The organism is Arthrobacter psychrolactophilus (genome assembly GCF_003219795.1).
Taxonomy (GTDB): Bacteria; Actinomycetota; Actinomycetes; order Actinomycetales; family Micrococcaceae; genus Specibacter; species Specibacter psychrolactophilus.
The window spans coordinates 23185-38636 of the sequence record NZ_QJVC01000015.1 but is presented as its reverse complement, the minus strand read 5'-3'; the positions used below and the strand labels follow the sequence as shown (position 1 = coordinate 38636).

The following is a 15452-nucleotide window of genomic DNA, read 5'->3' as shown; positions in this document are numbered from 1 at the left end:
GCGGATCATCACTCAGGACGCATGGGGGCGCCACACTTTTGAGAGTTGGAGACATGACGAGCAATACCTTCATCAAGGCCGGATTGGGGGCCGCACTGGCCCTTGGTCTGGTCGTGGCACCGCTGGCGATCTCGCCGGCCATTGCCGCAGACGAATCGGCAGCTGCGGTTGCCCCCACTGAAGAAAGTTCGACGGCGGAACTTGCGCCACGTGGGTCCCTCCCGGCCGCTGTCACCGAGGCAGGCGCCCTCGCCTCGCCTCATGTCATCATCAATGAGGCCTACCTCAACGGCGGCAGTGCCAATGCCACGTACACGAACAAGTACGTGGAGCTCTATAACCCCACGAGCGCCGACATTAACTTGACCGGTTGGTCGCTGCAGTACCGTTCCGCGACCGGGCTGGTAGCTCCCACCGGATTCGCCGCCCTGTCCGGCACCATCAAGGCCAACGATTACTACTTGATCAAGGGCAACTCGAATGGGACAGCGGGCAGCGCATTGCCTGCCAGCGATGCAGACGCGAGCGGCTTCTCCTTCGCTGGTGGCGGCGGCACGCTGATCCTTTCTAACACGGCGGCCAAGTTGCCGGCCAACCTGGCTACCGGATCCTTGGTCGGCACAGCCGGCGTGGTTGACCTCCTTGGCTACGGCTCCTCCAACACCTTTGAAACTGCGGCGTCCTCCGCTGCCAATGCCACCTCGTCGCTGAACCGCACCGACTTTGTCGACACGGACAGCAACTCGGCAGACTTCACCACGGCTGCACCCTCACCCGTGGGGACCGGCGGAGGCGATGAACCGCCTGCGCCTCCCGTTGATTCGGGCAGCAAAACCATCGCCGAGATTCAGGGCGAGGGCCTCCAGAGCCCCCTCGTTGGGACCACCGTGACCACCAAGGGCAAGGTCACCGCGGCCTACCCCACCGGTGGTTTCAACGGCTACTTCATCCAGACCCCGGGTACCGGCGGCGACCTTGACCTGGCAACACACAAGGCCTCCGACGGCGTCTTTGTCTACTCTCCCGCCACGGTGGCCGCCGTTCACATCGGCGACTACGTCCAGGTAACAGGTCTGGTCAAGGAATTCGGCGGCGCTTCAGACACCGCCACCACCACGGAAATCGACGTTCCCGCGGGCGGCCTGACGCCGCTCACGGAACCCACGACCGAGGTCAAGGCCGCGGTCATCACGGTGCCGGCAGCGGTGGAACAGCGCGAATCCCTTGAGGGCATGCTGGTTGCACCCCAGGGCGATTTCACCATCACGGATAACTACTCGCTGAACAACTACGGCGAGATTGGTTTGGCCACGGGCACCACGCCCCTGGTTCAGCCCACCGCGGTGGCACCCTACGGCTCGGCCGCATACACGGCACAGGTCACCGAGAACGCTGCCCGCGCCATCAAGCTTGACGACGGCGCCAGTACCAACTTCTTGAACGCCGCTGGCCAGTCTGTTCCGCTGCCGTGGTTGAGCCAGGAGACGCCGATGCGCGTTGGCTCCACCTCGGAATTCATAGCTCCGGTCATCTTTGATAACCGCAATAACTCCTACAAGTTCCAGCCCCTGGAAGCACTCACCCCTGCCAACGCAGGCGCTGTGCAGCCCATCGCGTTCGGGAACAACCGGGCAGCGGCACCAAAGGATGTCGGCGGCAATCTCAAGGTTGCCTCCTTCAACGTGCAGAACTACTTCACCGAAACCGGTGACAAGAACGCCTCGTGCCAGTTCTACAACGACCGCGAAGGCAACCCGATTGCTGTCCGCACGGGCTGTAACCAGCGCGGTGCGGCCAACGCCGCGAACCTCTTGCGTCAGCAAGACAAGATCGTTGCCGGCATCAACGCCTCAGGCGCCGATGTGCTCTCCCTGGAGGAAGTTGAAAACTCCGCCAAGTTTGGCAAGGACCGCGACAGCGCCCTCTCCACACTGGTTGATGCCCTCAACGCAGCCGCACCGGGAGTCTGGGACTACGTCCGCTCCCCCGCTGCCGACCAACGTCCCGCCGTCGCCATTGAAGACGTCATCCGCACAGCCTTTATCTACAAGAAAGCTGTCGCAGAAACGGTTGGCGCATCCGTGATCCTCGACGACGCCGCGTACACCGGAATTGCCCGCCAGCCTCTGGCCCAGGCATTCAAGCTCGTGGGGGCCGAGGATGCATCCAAGGTGTTGCTGATCGTGAACCACTTCAAGTCCAAGGGTTCGGCGATTGGCAACGACACCGACCAAGGGCAGGGTAACTCTAACCTGGCCCGCGTGGCACAGGCCGAAGCCTTGGTGAAGTTCTCCTCTGCCCAGCAGTCCGCGCAGGGCACCGACAAGGTCCTGCTCATGGGCGACTTCAACGCATACGGCTTTGAAGATCCCATCAACGTCATGACCCAGGCCGGCTACGTCGACCAGGACCCCAAGACGGGCAAGCACTCCTACAGCTACGGCGGCATGGTGGGCTCGCTCGATCACGTCTTAGCATCCCCCGCTGCCGAAAAAATCATTTCCGGTGCGGACATTTGGAACATTAACTCGGCCGAATCCATCGCGATGGGCTACAGCCGCTACAACTACAACGTCACCAACTTCTACGATGGCTCGCCGTTTTCCGCATCGGATCACGATCCCGTGGTGGTTGGCCTGAACCTTGAAGGCGTCGAAGAGGCCACCAAGAACATCAACCTCCTGAACATCAACGATTTCCACGGCCGCATCGACTCCAACACGGTGAAGTTTGCCGGCACTGTGGAGCAGCTCCGCGCCGCGGCAGGCGAGGCCAACACGGCCTTCATCTCCGCCGGTGACAACATTGGTGCCAGCCTGTTCGCCTCTGCATCTCAGGACGACAAGCCCACCATCGACGTCTTGAACACGCTGGAACTGCAGGCGTCCGCCGTCGGAAATCATGAGTTCGATAAGGGATACGCCGACCTCGATGGCCGTGTCAGCGACGCAGCCAACTGGGATTACCTCGGTGCCAATGTGTACGTGAAGGGCACCACCACCCCGGTGCTCGATGAGTACAAGATCATCACGGTCGACGGCGTGAAGGTCGCCATCATCGGCGCCATCACGCAGGAGACCCCCACCCTGGTGACCCCGTCCGGCATCTCCACCTTGGACTTCGGAGACCCGGTCGAGGCAGTCAACCGAGTGGCCCAGAAAATCACCGACGGCAAGCTCGCCGATGTCGTCGTGGCCGAATACCACGACGGCGCCGGTGCAGGAACTCCCGAGCAGGCAACCCTCGAGGCAGAAGTAGCCGCCGGGGGCGCGTTCGCGGAGATCGTGACGAAGACCAGCGCCGCGGTCGACGCCATCTTTACCGGCCACACGCACAAGCAATATGCCTGGGATGCACCCATCCCCGGAGTTTCTGCTGACGCCGCCTTGAAGACCCGCCCGGTCCTCCAGACCGGAAGCTACGGCGAGTTCATTGGCCAGATCCAGCTGACGGTAGATACCGCCACCAACGCGGTTATTTCCTACACGCAGGCCAACGTTGCACGCACCAAGGCCGACGACGCCACACTCCTCGCCACGTTCCCGCGTGTTCAGGCGGTCAAGACCATCACCGACAAGGCCTTGGCCGATGCGAAGGTGGCCGGCAGTATTCCGGTCGGCAAGATCGCAGCCGACATCACGACCGCTCAGACTCTTGATCCGGTCACCGGCAAGTACATCCGCGATGACCGTGCCAGTGAATCCACCCTGGGCAACCTCGTGGGCGATTCGCTTCTGGACGCGCTCAAGTCGGAGCAGACTGGCGGGGCCGAGATCGGCGTCGTCAATCCGGGCGGACTCCGTGCGGACCTGCTCTACAAGAACACCGGTTTCGAGGACGGTGTGGTGACTTACGCCAACGCCAACGCGGTGCTGCCCTTCGTCAACAACCTGTGGACCACCTCGCTGACGGGCGCCCAGGTCAAGACCATGCTGGAGCAGCAGTGGCAGACCAACGCGGACGGCAGCATCCCCAGCCGCCCGTTCCTGAACCTGGGGCTGTCCTCCAATATGGATTACACCTACGATTCCACCCGCAAGCTGGGAGATCACATCACGTCGGTCACCATCAATGGCGCCCCGTTGGAACTTGAGCGTTCCTACCGCGTCGGCACGTTCAGTTTCCTGGCAACGGGCGGCGACAACTTCCGTGTCTTTACCCAGGGCACCAACACGAAGGATTCCGGCCTCATTGACCGGGATGCTTGGATTTCTTACCTCGGCAAGGAGTCTGCCACGGCACCGATTGCTCCGAACTTTGCCCGCCGCGGCGTGGAGGTCATCGGTAATCCAGCCCGTGTCGACGCCAAGGGCGCCGTCAGCTTCCAGCTCAAAAAGCTCGACCTGACGTCTTTGGGAAGCCCGGATAACACGGCTGTCACGGTGGAGTTCGTCGACAGCAAGGGAAAGCGCACCGTGGTTGACACGGTAGGCGTGAGTGATGGTTCCGCGAAGGTTTCCTTCAGCCTCCCGGCCGATGCACGTACCAGTGGCACCATCACCGTCAAGGCCGCCCCGAGCGGCACCACGGTGGTCTTGCCCCTGCTCATCACCAATCCGAATGAGCAGTGCAAGCCCAACCAGGGCAAGAAGGCTTGTCTCTGATTGGACTGAGCCTGAGAATCTGATCCCGGTTCGGCTCCTCGCATGCACTGTTTCTGGTGCGAGGAGCCGAACCGGGATCATTTTTTGGGTGCAATGTTGGGCACTGTGTCAGCGCAGGATGTGTGCGGCGATCGCGTCCGTGTCGCGGACCGTGCGATAGCCACTGCGGTACTTCGCCGAGGCCTCGGCGGCGATGGCCGTGCCCCACTGCACCGAGGACAGCTGCAAGCCCACAACGTACAGGCCCTCGACCGGTTCACCCACACCGTCCAGGGTGCGGTACGGCGGCGCCGAAACGTCCCAACCGCTCGTCACGACGGGCTCGCCGTCGGACGCCAACATGTGGCGCGGGCGGGCCAAGCCGTCGGCCAAAAGATTCTGCATCAAGGGCGAATCGCTGAACGTGACGTTATTGGCCGGAGCCAGCGCCTCCACGAGGTACCGGGCCTCCCAGGGAGCACCGGCCACCCACGGCGAACCGGCAGTAAAAACTCCATGTGTGATCCGGAACAACGGATCGGGACCGGCAAAGTGCACCACCTCGGCACGTACCAGCGCGGCCAACTGCTCCATCCGAACCGCCGGCGGCCCACTGGCCAGGCCCTCGACAAAGCTTTCAAACCAGCCGCGCAGCTCGCCCAGCCATGAACCCTGCGTGATGCCGCCATCGGCCACGAGGGATTTGATGATGGCGCGGCCGGCGTTCAAGGCACCAATCGCCATCTTCACGGGGTCGTCCTCGCCCAGTGCGGACCCGGCGGCATCGGCGGCCAAATACTCTAGAACGGCGGCGTCCATATCGGCATAGGAAGCAAAACGATGTTCCTCGCCAGCCCGCAAAGGGTGCCGCGCCAAAGGCCGCGCCAGCCCCTCCAAATCCAGAATCTGGTCCTCGCGCACATGGCGGGCCAGCAGCTCCTTAAGCCGAGTTGCCCAAGCCGGCGCTCCGCCGTCGAGCCCTTCCGGGAGAAGCGCATCCAACTCCGGCAGCAGCTCGGCACTCACCGCGTCGGGGCGGGTCCGGGCAAGCGTCGTGTAATACGCCCAAAGCGTGTCGCGGTGCAGCAGCGGCCAGATGTCGTGGTCGAAACCGGCGGTGGCGCCCATGTCCCGAATCGCGGCGACGGCATCCTCGCCGAGGAAGCGCAGTGTGACGCTGGCCGGGTAATAACTGTCCATCTCGGCCTTGGCCCGGTACGGCGTGCCACGGCGCGAGGCCCCCACGATGACCGGCTCCCGCCCCGACGGCACATAGCGCAGCGCCTCTCCCGCGGGCAGTCCGGTCGGCTCAAAAACGCCGCCGCGCCCCTCCGTCAGCTGACCCAGGACGTCAAAAAAGTTCAATCCCATGCCACGGACCAGTACAGTTTCGCCCGCGGGCAGCAGCTCCCAGTCCACGTCATTGGGCACGGCCGGCGGGAAATAGCTGAGCCCGTGCGACCGCGCCTCCTCGCGCAGTTCCCGCTGGGCAGGGCTGAGCTTGGAATCCACATGACCTAGGGCCAGCACCACCTGATCGGCGTGCAACTTCTCCCCGTGTTGAAGCCCGACGACGAAGCCCCCGTTCACATGGTCCTTCGCCACCCGCTTCGCCTCGGTGCGGTGAATGGTGAGACTCACGCCGTCGGGCAGGGTTTGGGTGAGCTGCTCAAAGCACCAACTCAGGTAGCGGCCGTACAGGGCGCGACTAGGGAAATTGTTGGGCCTCAGGCCAGCCAGCTCATCTATGTCGCCGTCGCTGAGGAGGGCCCAGGGAGTGGCTCGCTGGGCGGCGCGCCACTCGTTGAAGCTGCAGCCGGCCAGGGGCGGGGCGCCGACGCCTTGATCCGGGATCAGCGTGGGGAAGAAACTCTGCGTGTTCATCAGGTACAGGCGCGACTGCTCGGTTCGCCACACGTGGCCAGCGCCCGGCGGGAACGGATCCACGAGGTGAATCCGGAGCTCCTTGCGTGCGGCCGAATCTTGCTGGGCCGCGTGGTGCGCCAAGAGTCGTTCCATGACGGAAGTCCCGCGAGGACCCGCCCCAACAATGACAACGCTCTGCACACCCATAGATTCCACCCTTTGAGCCTAACGGATGGCCCCAAGCCGCCCCTGTCCGGGCGTCCAGTGGGCGTGCGGGGCGCTGGGCGGGCCGGCGGCGGGCGAATGTTCGGTTCTGCGTAAAGTTCGCCGTGAACTTGCCGCACAACACTGTTCTGCGGCAAGTTGGCGCTGAACTTTACGCAGAACAGAACAATGCCGGGCAGCCTGCGCCGTCGTGCCTAGGATGGTGGCTATGACTGAAGCTGCCGCACCCCTTGCCCTGGCCGACCAACCGCACGATGAATTTCTCTGGCTCGAGGACATCCACGGCGACGACGCCATGGCGTGGGTCCGCGAGCGCAATGCCCGGACTGACGCCGCCCTGGTTAACGCTGCCTATACGGATTTGGAGGCCTCGGTTTTAGAGGTCTTGGACTCCAAGGACCGGATTCCCATGGTGTCCAAGCGCGGGGATTGGTATTACAACTTCTGGCGCGATGCGGCGAATCCGCGCGGCCTGTGGCGCCGCACTAGGTGGGAGAGCTATCTCAGTTCCGCTCCGCAATGGGAGGTGCTCCTGGACATCGACGCCCTGTGCGCCAGCTCCGGCAAGGATTGGTTCTGGGCCGGCGCGACCCTGTTGCGCCCCGCTCCTGGGGAAGAATACCGCCACGTCATGGTGGCTCTCTCCCCCGATGGCGGAGACGCCGTGGCCTACCGCGAGTTTGACCTCTCCACCCTAAGTTTTGTGCCGGGCGGCTTTGAACTTCCGACGGCGAAGACTCGCCTCGGCTGGTTGGATGCGGACACGTTGTACGTCGGCACAGACACGGGCGAGGGCTCCATGACGGCGTCCTCGTACCCGGCCGCCACGCGGGTTTTGCGTCGTGGCGAATCCCTGAGCGACATGGCCGCCAAAGAGCCTCTGTTCTCCGTGCCGCTGGATCACCTCAGCGGTGGCGTTTCGCACAGCAGCACGCCCGGATTTGAGCGGGACGTGGCCTATGACGTGCTGGACTTCTACAACAGCCGCAGCTATCTGCGGGTGGGCGAGGAGTGGGTACACATCGAGGTCCCCGACGACATGAGCGTCTCCCTGCACCATGAATGGCTGCTGCTCCGGCCTCGCACGGACTGGACTGTTGGCGGGACTCTCTACGCCGCCGGCACCTTGCTGGTCATCGAGCTCGAGGCGTTCATGGCCGGCAGCCGGGAGGTGCGCACCATCTTTGCCCCGTCCACTGCCCAATCGTTGCAGTCCTGGAGCTGGACGCGCGATTACCTGCTCCTGAACCTCTTGTCCGATGTTTCCTCCAAGATTTTGCGCCTGTCCCCCGCCGACGATTTCGCGGCCACGGAGCTTGACGCCTGCCCACCCCTGCACTCCGTGGACGCCTATGCCGTGGACAACGAGGATCCCGAGGCGGGCAATGACTATTGGCTCATCGCGACCGGGTTCCTCACCCCGTCCACCGTGTACCGCGGCGCTCTGACTGTTCCCCCGACCGAGGCGACGCCGGCCGCACTGGTGCGGGAGGCGCCGTCGTTCTTCGACGCGGAGAAGTACAGCGTCGAGCAGCACTTCGTCACCTCCGCCGACGGCACCCGTGTCCCGTACTTCCAGGTCGGGCCCAAAAACATAAAGCTCGACGGCGGGAACCCCACCTTGGTGAGTGGTTATGGCGGGTTCGAGGTGTCGCGCACGCCGGCCTATAGCGGCGCGACAGGACGCAGCTGGTTGGAGCGCGGGGGCGTCTTTGTGGTGGCCAACATCCGGGGAGGTGGCGAGTACGGGCCCAGCTGGCACACGGCCGCACTGCAGGAAAACCGGCACCGCGCGTACGAGGACTTCGCCGCCGTGGCCAGGGATCTGTCGGCACGCGGGGTCGCCACTGCCGCAAAGTTGGGCTGCGCGGGCGGCAGCAACGGCGGACTTTTGGTGGGCAATATGCTCACGCACTACCCCGAATTGTTCGGCGCGATCTCGTGCGGGGTGCCGTTGCTGGACATGCGCCGATACACGAAACTCTCGGCAGGCGCGTCGTGGATTGCCGAATACGGCGACCCGGACGTGCCCGAACAATGGGAATTCATCAAGACCTTCTCGCCGTACCACCTGCTGCGCACAGGGGTTAAGTACCCGTCGACCTTCATCTGGACAGCTACCTCCGATGACCGGGTGGGCCCGGTGCAGGCGCGCAAGATGGCGGCGCGTATGGAGGCCATGGGCATCCCGGTGTGGTTCCACGAGGCACTCGAGGGCGGCCATTCTGGTGCGGGGAACAACGAGCAAGCCGCTCGATTGCACACAGCCTCGCACGAATTCTTGTGGCGGGCATTGAATGAAAAGTTGTAATTTGTCCTGATTTTCACTCAGAGGCCCTCTCGTTTTGCTTTGTGGGGCAACTAGTGGGTAAAGTTTGGGATGCTGGTTAGGGGCTTCTACCTTAGCCAGTGCTGGAGACGTGCCAGAGCGGCCGAATGGGCTTCACTGCTAATGAAGTGTGGGGCACAACTCCACCGGGAGTTCAAATCTCCCCGTCTCCGCAGAGAAAAAGCACCCCCGATGATTCATCGGGGGTGCTTTTCTGTCTCCGATGACTTAACGAAGTCACCGAGCAGTTCTTAATATGCTTGTGCCGAGGCACCATATGCACAGGTGACATACATGGTGGGCTGAGGCCACCATGTATGTCACCTCGGCGGGTCAGAGGCCGCGACGAGGCCTGACTTTTATAAGATTCGTTTAAAGAAACCTAGAGTTCAGGAGTGCTTTATGGAGATATTCGTAACGATAGCTTTCATGGCAATCTTTCTCTTCGCGGCACATGCGTTCAAACGCGCAATAAGAGCCAAGATCCTAAAACGTCGGGCGCAACAAGCCGAAAAGACACAGGCCACCGCCGAGCCCGCAGCATCCCCTACTATGACGCCCTCGAGTTGGGCAGCATTCCAGAAACGTAGCGGAATTACTACCTCATACGCTGAAATCCAAGAGCTGCTAGATCCCTCTGACGAATATCCACAATCACAACAGACCTCCAATCCTCCGGATGACCGTACTTAGCTGCAGAAGTCTGGTCATGTTAGTCGGCACGCGGCTTAGCAAATAAACATCCGACCATTAGACTGACCCTATGGCCGTAACCGACGAAGCAATCACAAAAATCAAGGACATGCTCATCTCCGGAGAGCTCTCCGCCGGCGATCGCCTCCCCCCGGAGAAGGAACTCAGCGAAAAGCTGGGACTATCTCGCAGCTCCTTACGCGAAGCCGTCAAGGCTCTGGAAATCATCAAGGTGCTCGACGTTCGCCGCGGCGACGGTACCTATGTGACAAGCCTGGAGCCCAAGCTGCTGACGGAAGCCATGACGTTTATCGTGGATCTCCACCAGGACGAATCCATCTTGGAAATCTTCGAGGTTCGCCGCATCCTCGAACCGGCAGCCGCCGCCATCGCCGCCGGGCGCATCACCACTGAAGAAATCGCCGGGCTTCGGGCTACCATGGAAAACATTGACGATTCCACCAGCGTGGAACAGCTCGTGGACCACGACCTTGTTTTCCATCAGCTCATCACCTCAGCGGCGAATAATGCCTATCTTTCCAGCGTTCTGGACGGACTCTCCAGCGGCACCGTACGTGCACGCATCTGGCGCGGACTCACCCAGGAGAAGGCCGTCGACCGCACACTCTCCGAACACGGCGCCATCATCGAGGCCCTGGAACGCGGCGACGCCGAGCTCGCCAAGGCACTCCTGACGGTTCACATCAGCGGCGTTGAACATTGGCTCCGCCAAGCGCTCTAGGCGCAATCACACCCAGAAAGCCCATCCGCCACCCCTGACCGATGGGCTTTCTGCGTCTCAGGGGTTGTCACACTAACTAGTTAGACATACGATCTAGTTATGGATTTATCAGCAGCAGAGCCGTGGCCCGGGGATTGGAACCGCGCGTCCCTTGGGCTGTGCGCCCTTCAGGCACTTAAAGACGGCCCCAGTTACGGCTACGCCATCATCACCGCATTGGAGCAGGCGGGTCTTGGGACCTTCAAGGGCGGCACACTCTACCCACTCCTGACCCGCTTTGAAACGGCGGGGTGGGTCGAGGTCGAGTGGCGTGCCGGCGAAAGCGGCCCCGGTAGAAAGTACTTCTCCCTGACCTCGGCCGGACGCACCGAGTTGGAACACCAGTGCCAACAATGGCTCAGCTTCACTCAAAGTACGACGGCGTTCCTCGCCGCAGCCCCCGATCGAGGAGTTTTGCAATGACCAAGGAGCAAACGATGAAGACCGCGTCCCACAAGAAGTGGCTGGACGAGCTAACCCTGGAACTACGCCTCAACGACGTCTCGGGGAAGTCGATCGGAGATACTCTCGCCACGGTCGAGGAGTTTCTGGCCGATTCCGGCCAGTCCCCCGAGGAAGCCTTTGGCACGCCCCGCAGATACGCTGCCGAGCTAGCTGGCGGATCGGTCCGGCCTTTTAGGAAGGATATGCGTAGGACCCTCGCGCTCGGCACCACTAGCCTGGTCCTATTCCTCGTATTCTCTGCGGCCCTGACCCCGTGGCTGGCGGGCGGGCAGTTGTTCATTGGCGGCTTGCAGCTGATCTTTTGGGTTGTCCTGGCCGCGATTGTTGTGGCTTTGCCGCTGTATCTGCCGTTTCTACTCCGGCACTTCTGGGCGGTGCTTGCCGTCCCATTGATTGGCGGCACTTTCGGCGTATTTTCTGCAATTCTGACCCCAGATACAGCCGACGATGCACTACTGTCCATCCCGCCCACGCCAGTGTTACTCATCAGCGTCGGACTGCTGATATTCCTCTCGACGATCGGCACTGTCCTCAATCTTCGCGAGAAACCAGATCCTGTCATCCACCCATTGGAGGACGGCACGACCACCACGCTCAAGGCACGCTGGTTAGGGCTCATCACCGAATGGCTCTTTCCAATCCTGGCCGTAGTTCTGTTGGGCATCACAGCGCTGTTCCCGGCCGGGACGTAGCAAAGGTCTCGACAGCGTCGGCCACCGAAGAATTTCGCTGGTCGAGGCCGTCGAGACCCCAGAGTTGTTCTAGCTATTTTTACTCGTAGAGGTTCGCCGCGATATCGGGGTCAGCGATGTTGGTCTTGTCGTACCAGTAGAAGCCGGTGTCGATGACTTTCTCTACCTTTTCGCCCTTGATGGCGGCAACTGCGGCTTTGACAGTCTCGTACCCGATTCCGACGGGGTTCTGGGTGACTGCGCCTGCCATGAGGCCGTCCTTGATCGCATCCATCTGCGCCTTGCCGGAGTCGAAGCCAACAATGACCAGTTTGCCGGTCTTGCCAGCCTCCTTGACGGCGTTGACAACACCGATCGCAGCACCCTCATTGGTGCCGTACATGCCAGCCAGGTTCGGGTAGGCGGTCATGATGGTCTTGGCGGCGTCGGTGGACTTGGCCTGATCGCCGTCCGCGTACTGGATGTCAACGATCTTGATGTCCGGGGCGTTGGTCTTCAAATAGTCTACGAAGCCATCGCGACGGTCAGTGCCCGAGGTGGCTGTCTGGGAGTGACCGACGATTGCGATCTCACCCTTGTTGCCCAGCAGCTCGGCCATGTGTTTGGCGGCCTCTGCGGCGGCGGCCTTGTTGTCCGTTGAGGCGGTGGCAATCGGGATATCGGAGTCAACGCCGGAGTCGAAGGCAATCACCGGAATGTTCTTGCCCTTGGCATCCTGCAGGACACCCTCTGCGGCCTTGGAATCCAGTGCTGCCAGCGCCAGTGCCTGCGGGTTCTTGGCCATGGCATTGTTCAGTTGGTCCATCTGCTGCTGAACGTTGGTTTCCTTATCGGGTCCCTCGAAGGAGATCTCGACGTCGAATTCCTTGGCAGCCTTCTCCGCGCCCTGCTTCACTGACTGCCAGAACTGGTGCTGGAAGCCCTTGGAAACAATTGCGATGTAGGTCTTGCCATTAGCTACCGGCGCTTCGGCTGCAGTGTCACAGGCGGCAAGGCCCAAGGACAGTGCGGCGACCGAGGCGAAGGCCAGGAATTTTCTTCTTTGCATGGGTTTAACTCCTTTGTATAAACGCGGTGAAAAGCAGATGGTGGGAAAAGTTAGTTGGTGGCTTTCTTGCGACGCATCATGTCCAGGTACACGGCGAGGAGGATGACCACACCCACCGCCACCTGCTGCCATTCCTGCGGGATGGACATGATGGACAAACCATTTGTCAGGACCGACATGATCAGCGCACCAATGACCGTGCCGATGATGGATCCCTTACCGCCGGCCAATGAGGTTCCGCCAATGACGACGGCGGCGATCGCCTGGAGCTCCAAGCCTGCCCCTCCTGCTGGCTGGGCCGAGTTGAGGCGGGCAGTGGCGATGACCCCGGCCAGGCCAGTGAAGCAGCCGGCCACCGTGTAGATCAGTACCGTCCACTTGGTGACGTTGACGCCCGAGAGTGCCGTGGCCTGCATATTGCTGCCGATGGAGTAGGTGTAGCGGCCCAAAATAGTTTTTGACAACAGCAACCCGGCGACAATAGCCGCCGCGAACAAGATGAACACGGCGTTGGGAATGACAAGTCCCGGGATCGACTTGCCCAGCGCGAAGATCTTCTGGAACCCGGCGACCTCATTGGTATAGATCGGTTTGGTGCCAGAGATGACCAGGGCAAGGCCCGCGGCAACCATCATCATGGCCAGCGTGGCAATGAAGGATGGAATCTTGAGGAAGGCGACAAGGAAACCGTTGATGCCACCCATCAGCGCACCAAAGAGCACGCCGCACAGGACACCCACGATCATGGGCATGCCCAGCTGCGTCATGAATACCGCCGTCATGACCGAGCACAGCGTCATGCCCGTACCGATGGACAGGTCAATGCCTCCGGTGATGATGACGAAGGTGGTTCCCAGCGCCAACAGGCCCGTCACCACGGTGGAGAGCAGAATATTGGAGAGGTTTGCTGCCTGGTAGAAGTTGGAGCTGGCCACGGAGAAAAATAGGACAAGTGCCAGGAGGCTGGCAAAGGCCAGAAGCTGCTGGAAGCTGGCACGGAGCCGGGTGTTGAATTCGGATTGTTTGTTGCTGGCAACCTTGGCGGCCTGCGCAGCGTCCTTTGTCAGGGTCATCTGTTCGCCGTACTTTCTTACGAGGTGGAGCGCTGCGCGCTGGAGGCGGGGAGCGGCGTCAGGACCGCGCCGGTGGTGTTTTGTGTTGCCAATTCCATGATGTTTTCCTGGCTGGCTTCGGCGTTGGAGAGGAATCCCGTGAGCCGCCCCTCGCTCATGACGGCGATGCGATGGGACAGGCGCAAAACCTCCGGTAGTTCCGAGGAGATCATGATGATGGACTTTCCCTGCGCCACCAGATCGTTGAGGAGTGTGTAGATCTCTTCCTTGGCGCCGACGTCGATCCCGCGAGTCGGCTCATCAAAGATCAAGATCTCGCAGTCCTTCACGAGCCATTTGGCAATGACAATCTTTTGTTGATTGCCACCCGAGAGGTTTTTGGCCGTCTGCGCACTGGATGGCGTCTTGATGCGTAGCTTGTCGATGTATGTTGCGGCCGTTGACTTCATGGCCTTGTCGTTGATGACACCCATCCTGCTGAACATTTTTAGCGAGCTCAGCGCGATGTTGTCCTTGACGTCACGTTCGAGCAGCAGTCCCAGGTGCTTGCGGTCCTCGGACAGGTAGCCCACGCCCAGGCTCGCCGCGATGGCGGGGTTGCCGATCGAAACTTCCGTCCCCTTGAGCTCGATGGTTCCGGCAGAGATGCGGTCGGCACCAACAATGGCGCGGGCAATCTCAGTGCGCCCGGCACCCATAAGGCCGGCGAAGCCAAGAATCTCTCCGCGGTGCAGCTCAAAGTTAATGTCGCGCAGGAAGCCCTTGGTTTCCAGACCGCTGACCTTCAGCACTACCTCGTCCGACGGCGTCTGGCTCGCCGGACGCTGGTTGCCGGAGATCTCACGGCCCACCATGAGGTTGATGACCTCACGCATCGTGGTGCTTTCCGTATCGACCGTGTCGATGTAGGCACCGTCGCGGATCACGGTGATGCGGTTGGAGATGGCCTTGAGCTCGTCCATTCGGTGGGAGATGTAGATGACACCGGTTTGCTCGTTGGTGAAGTTGCGAATCAAATCATGCATGGTGGCCACTTCGGCATCGTTGAGGGCCGCCGTGGGTTCGTCCATGATTAGGATGCGCGACTTGTAAGAAAGTGCCTTGGCAATCTCAACCATTTGTTGCTTGGCAACGGTCAGGTCGCCGACTCGATCCTTGGGGTCCAGATCGATGTTGATCTGGTCAAAGAGCAGACGGGCCTTGCGGTTCAGCGCCCGTTCGCTCAGGAAAAGGCCGGCGCGGCGCGGTTCGCGCCCAATGTAGATATTCTGGGCCACCGTGAGGTCCTGCATCAGGTTGAATTCCTGGTGGATGATGCTGATGCCAAGCTCTTGGGCGTGCTTGGTTCCGTTGATGGCCACCTCTTGGCCGTCAATTTCAAAGGTGCCCGAATCTGGAACATAAATGCCTGACAACAGCTTCATGAGGGTGGATTTCCCGGCACCATTTTCGCCGACGAGCGCGAGCACTTCATTGTGGTTGAGGTCCAACTGCATCTCAGATAGGGCTTTGACTCCGGGGAAGCTCTTGTTTACCCCGGAGATCCGAAGGAGTTTCTTGCTCATGCCACCCTCTCAATGATTCTTCACTTGATCCGACATCAGACCTATATAAAGATCCAAGACGGCTGGCCGGCTTGCCTGTCTTCTACATCAAAGACGTGAAACTCGGCTATTTCCCGCTGACGTCTGCGTCTG

9 protein-coding genes and 1 tRNA gene are annotated in these 15452 nt (G+C 61.3%); 6 read left to right on the top strand and 4 right to left on the bottom strand.

Going from position 1 to position 15452, the window contains the following annotated elements; genetic code table 11:
- Positions 1–53: 53 nt before the first annotated feature.
- Positions 54–4604, top strand: coding sequence for an ExeM/NucH family extracellular endonuclease (locus CVS30_RS13170; RefSeq protein WP_110485797.1), 4551 nt, complete (start codon positions 54–56; stop codon positions 4602–4604).
- A 108-nt stretch (positions 4605–4712) separates the two neighbouring features.
- Here CVS30_RS13170 and CVS30_RS13165 read toward each other — a convergent pair whose 3' ends face one another.
- Positions 4713–6656 (bottom strand): FAD/NAD(P)-binding protein, encoded by a 1944-nt coding sequence (locus tag CVS30_RS13165; protein ID WP_110485796.1) that lies wholly within the window; start codon positions 6654–6656, stop codon positions 4713–4715.
- A gap of 226 nt (positions 6657–6882) precedes the next feature.
- On the opposite strand from CVS30_RS13165, the gene CVS30_RS13160 reads away from it, so the two are divergent.
- From CVS30_RS13160 to CVS30_RS13135, 5 genes are all read left to right on the top strand, one after another.
- Positions 6883–8985, top strand: a complete 2103-nt coding sequence (locus CVS30_RS13160; protein ID WP_110485795.1) for a prolyl oligopeptidase family serine peptidase — start codon at positions 6883–6885, stop codon at positions 8983–8985.
- 103 nt (positions 8986–9088) lie between these two features.
- A tRNA-Ser gene (locus tag CVS30_RS13155) sits at positions 9089–9176 on the top strand.
- A 590-nt stretch (positions 9177–9766) separates the two neighbouring features.
- A complete protein-coding gene (locus CVS30_RS13145) occupies positions 9767–10438 on the top strand; it encodes a FadR/GntR family transcriptional regulator (protein WP_110485793.1) in 672 nt (223 codons plus the stop codon).
- Between the two features lie 99 nt (positions 10439–10537).
- Positions 10538–10900, top strand: coding sequence for a PadR family transcriptional regulator (locus CVS30_RS13140; RefSeq protein WP_110485792.1), 363 nt, complete (start codon positions 10538–10540; stop codon positions 10898–10900).
- On the top strand, positions 10897–11634 hold the full coding sequence (locus CVS30_RS13135; protein ID WP_110485791.1) for a hypothetical protein: 738 nt from the start codon (positions 10897–10899) through the stop codon (positions 11632–11634). The genes CVS30_RS13140 and CVS30_RS13135 overlap by 4 nt, the downstream gene beginning before the upstream one ends.
- Positions 11635–11713: 79 nt before the next feature.
- Here the strand turns inward: CVS30_RS13135 and CVS30_RS13130 are convergent, their stop codons facing one another.
- From CVS30_RS13130 to CVS30_RS13120, 3 genes are read right to left on the bottom strand one after another with little or no spacing between them, the layout of a single operon-like run.
- Positions 11714–12682, bottom strand: coding sequence for an ABC transporter substrate-binding protein (locus CVS30_RS13130; RefSeq protein ID WP_110485790.1), 969 nt, complete (start codon positions 12680–12682; stop codon positions 11714–11716).
- 50 nt (positions 12683–12732) lie between these two features.
- Positions 12733–13755, bottom strand: a complete 1023-nt coding sequence (locus tag CVS30_RS13125; RefSeq protein WP_110485789.1) for an ABC transporter permease — start codon at positions 13753–13755, stop codon at positions 12733–12735.
- A 17-nt stretch (positions 13756–13772) separates the two neighbouring features.
- Complete coding sequence (locus CVS30_RS13120) at positions 13773–15320, bottom strand: sugar ABC transporter ATP-binding protein (RefSeq protein WP_110485788.1); 1548 nt, start codon at positions 15318–15320, stop codon at positions 13773–13775.
- Positions 15321–15452 lie beyond the last annotated feature (132 nt).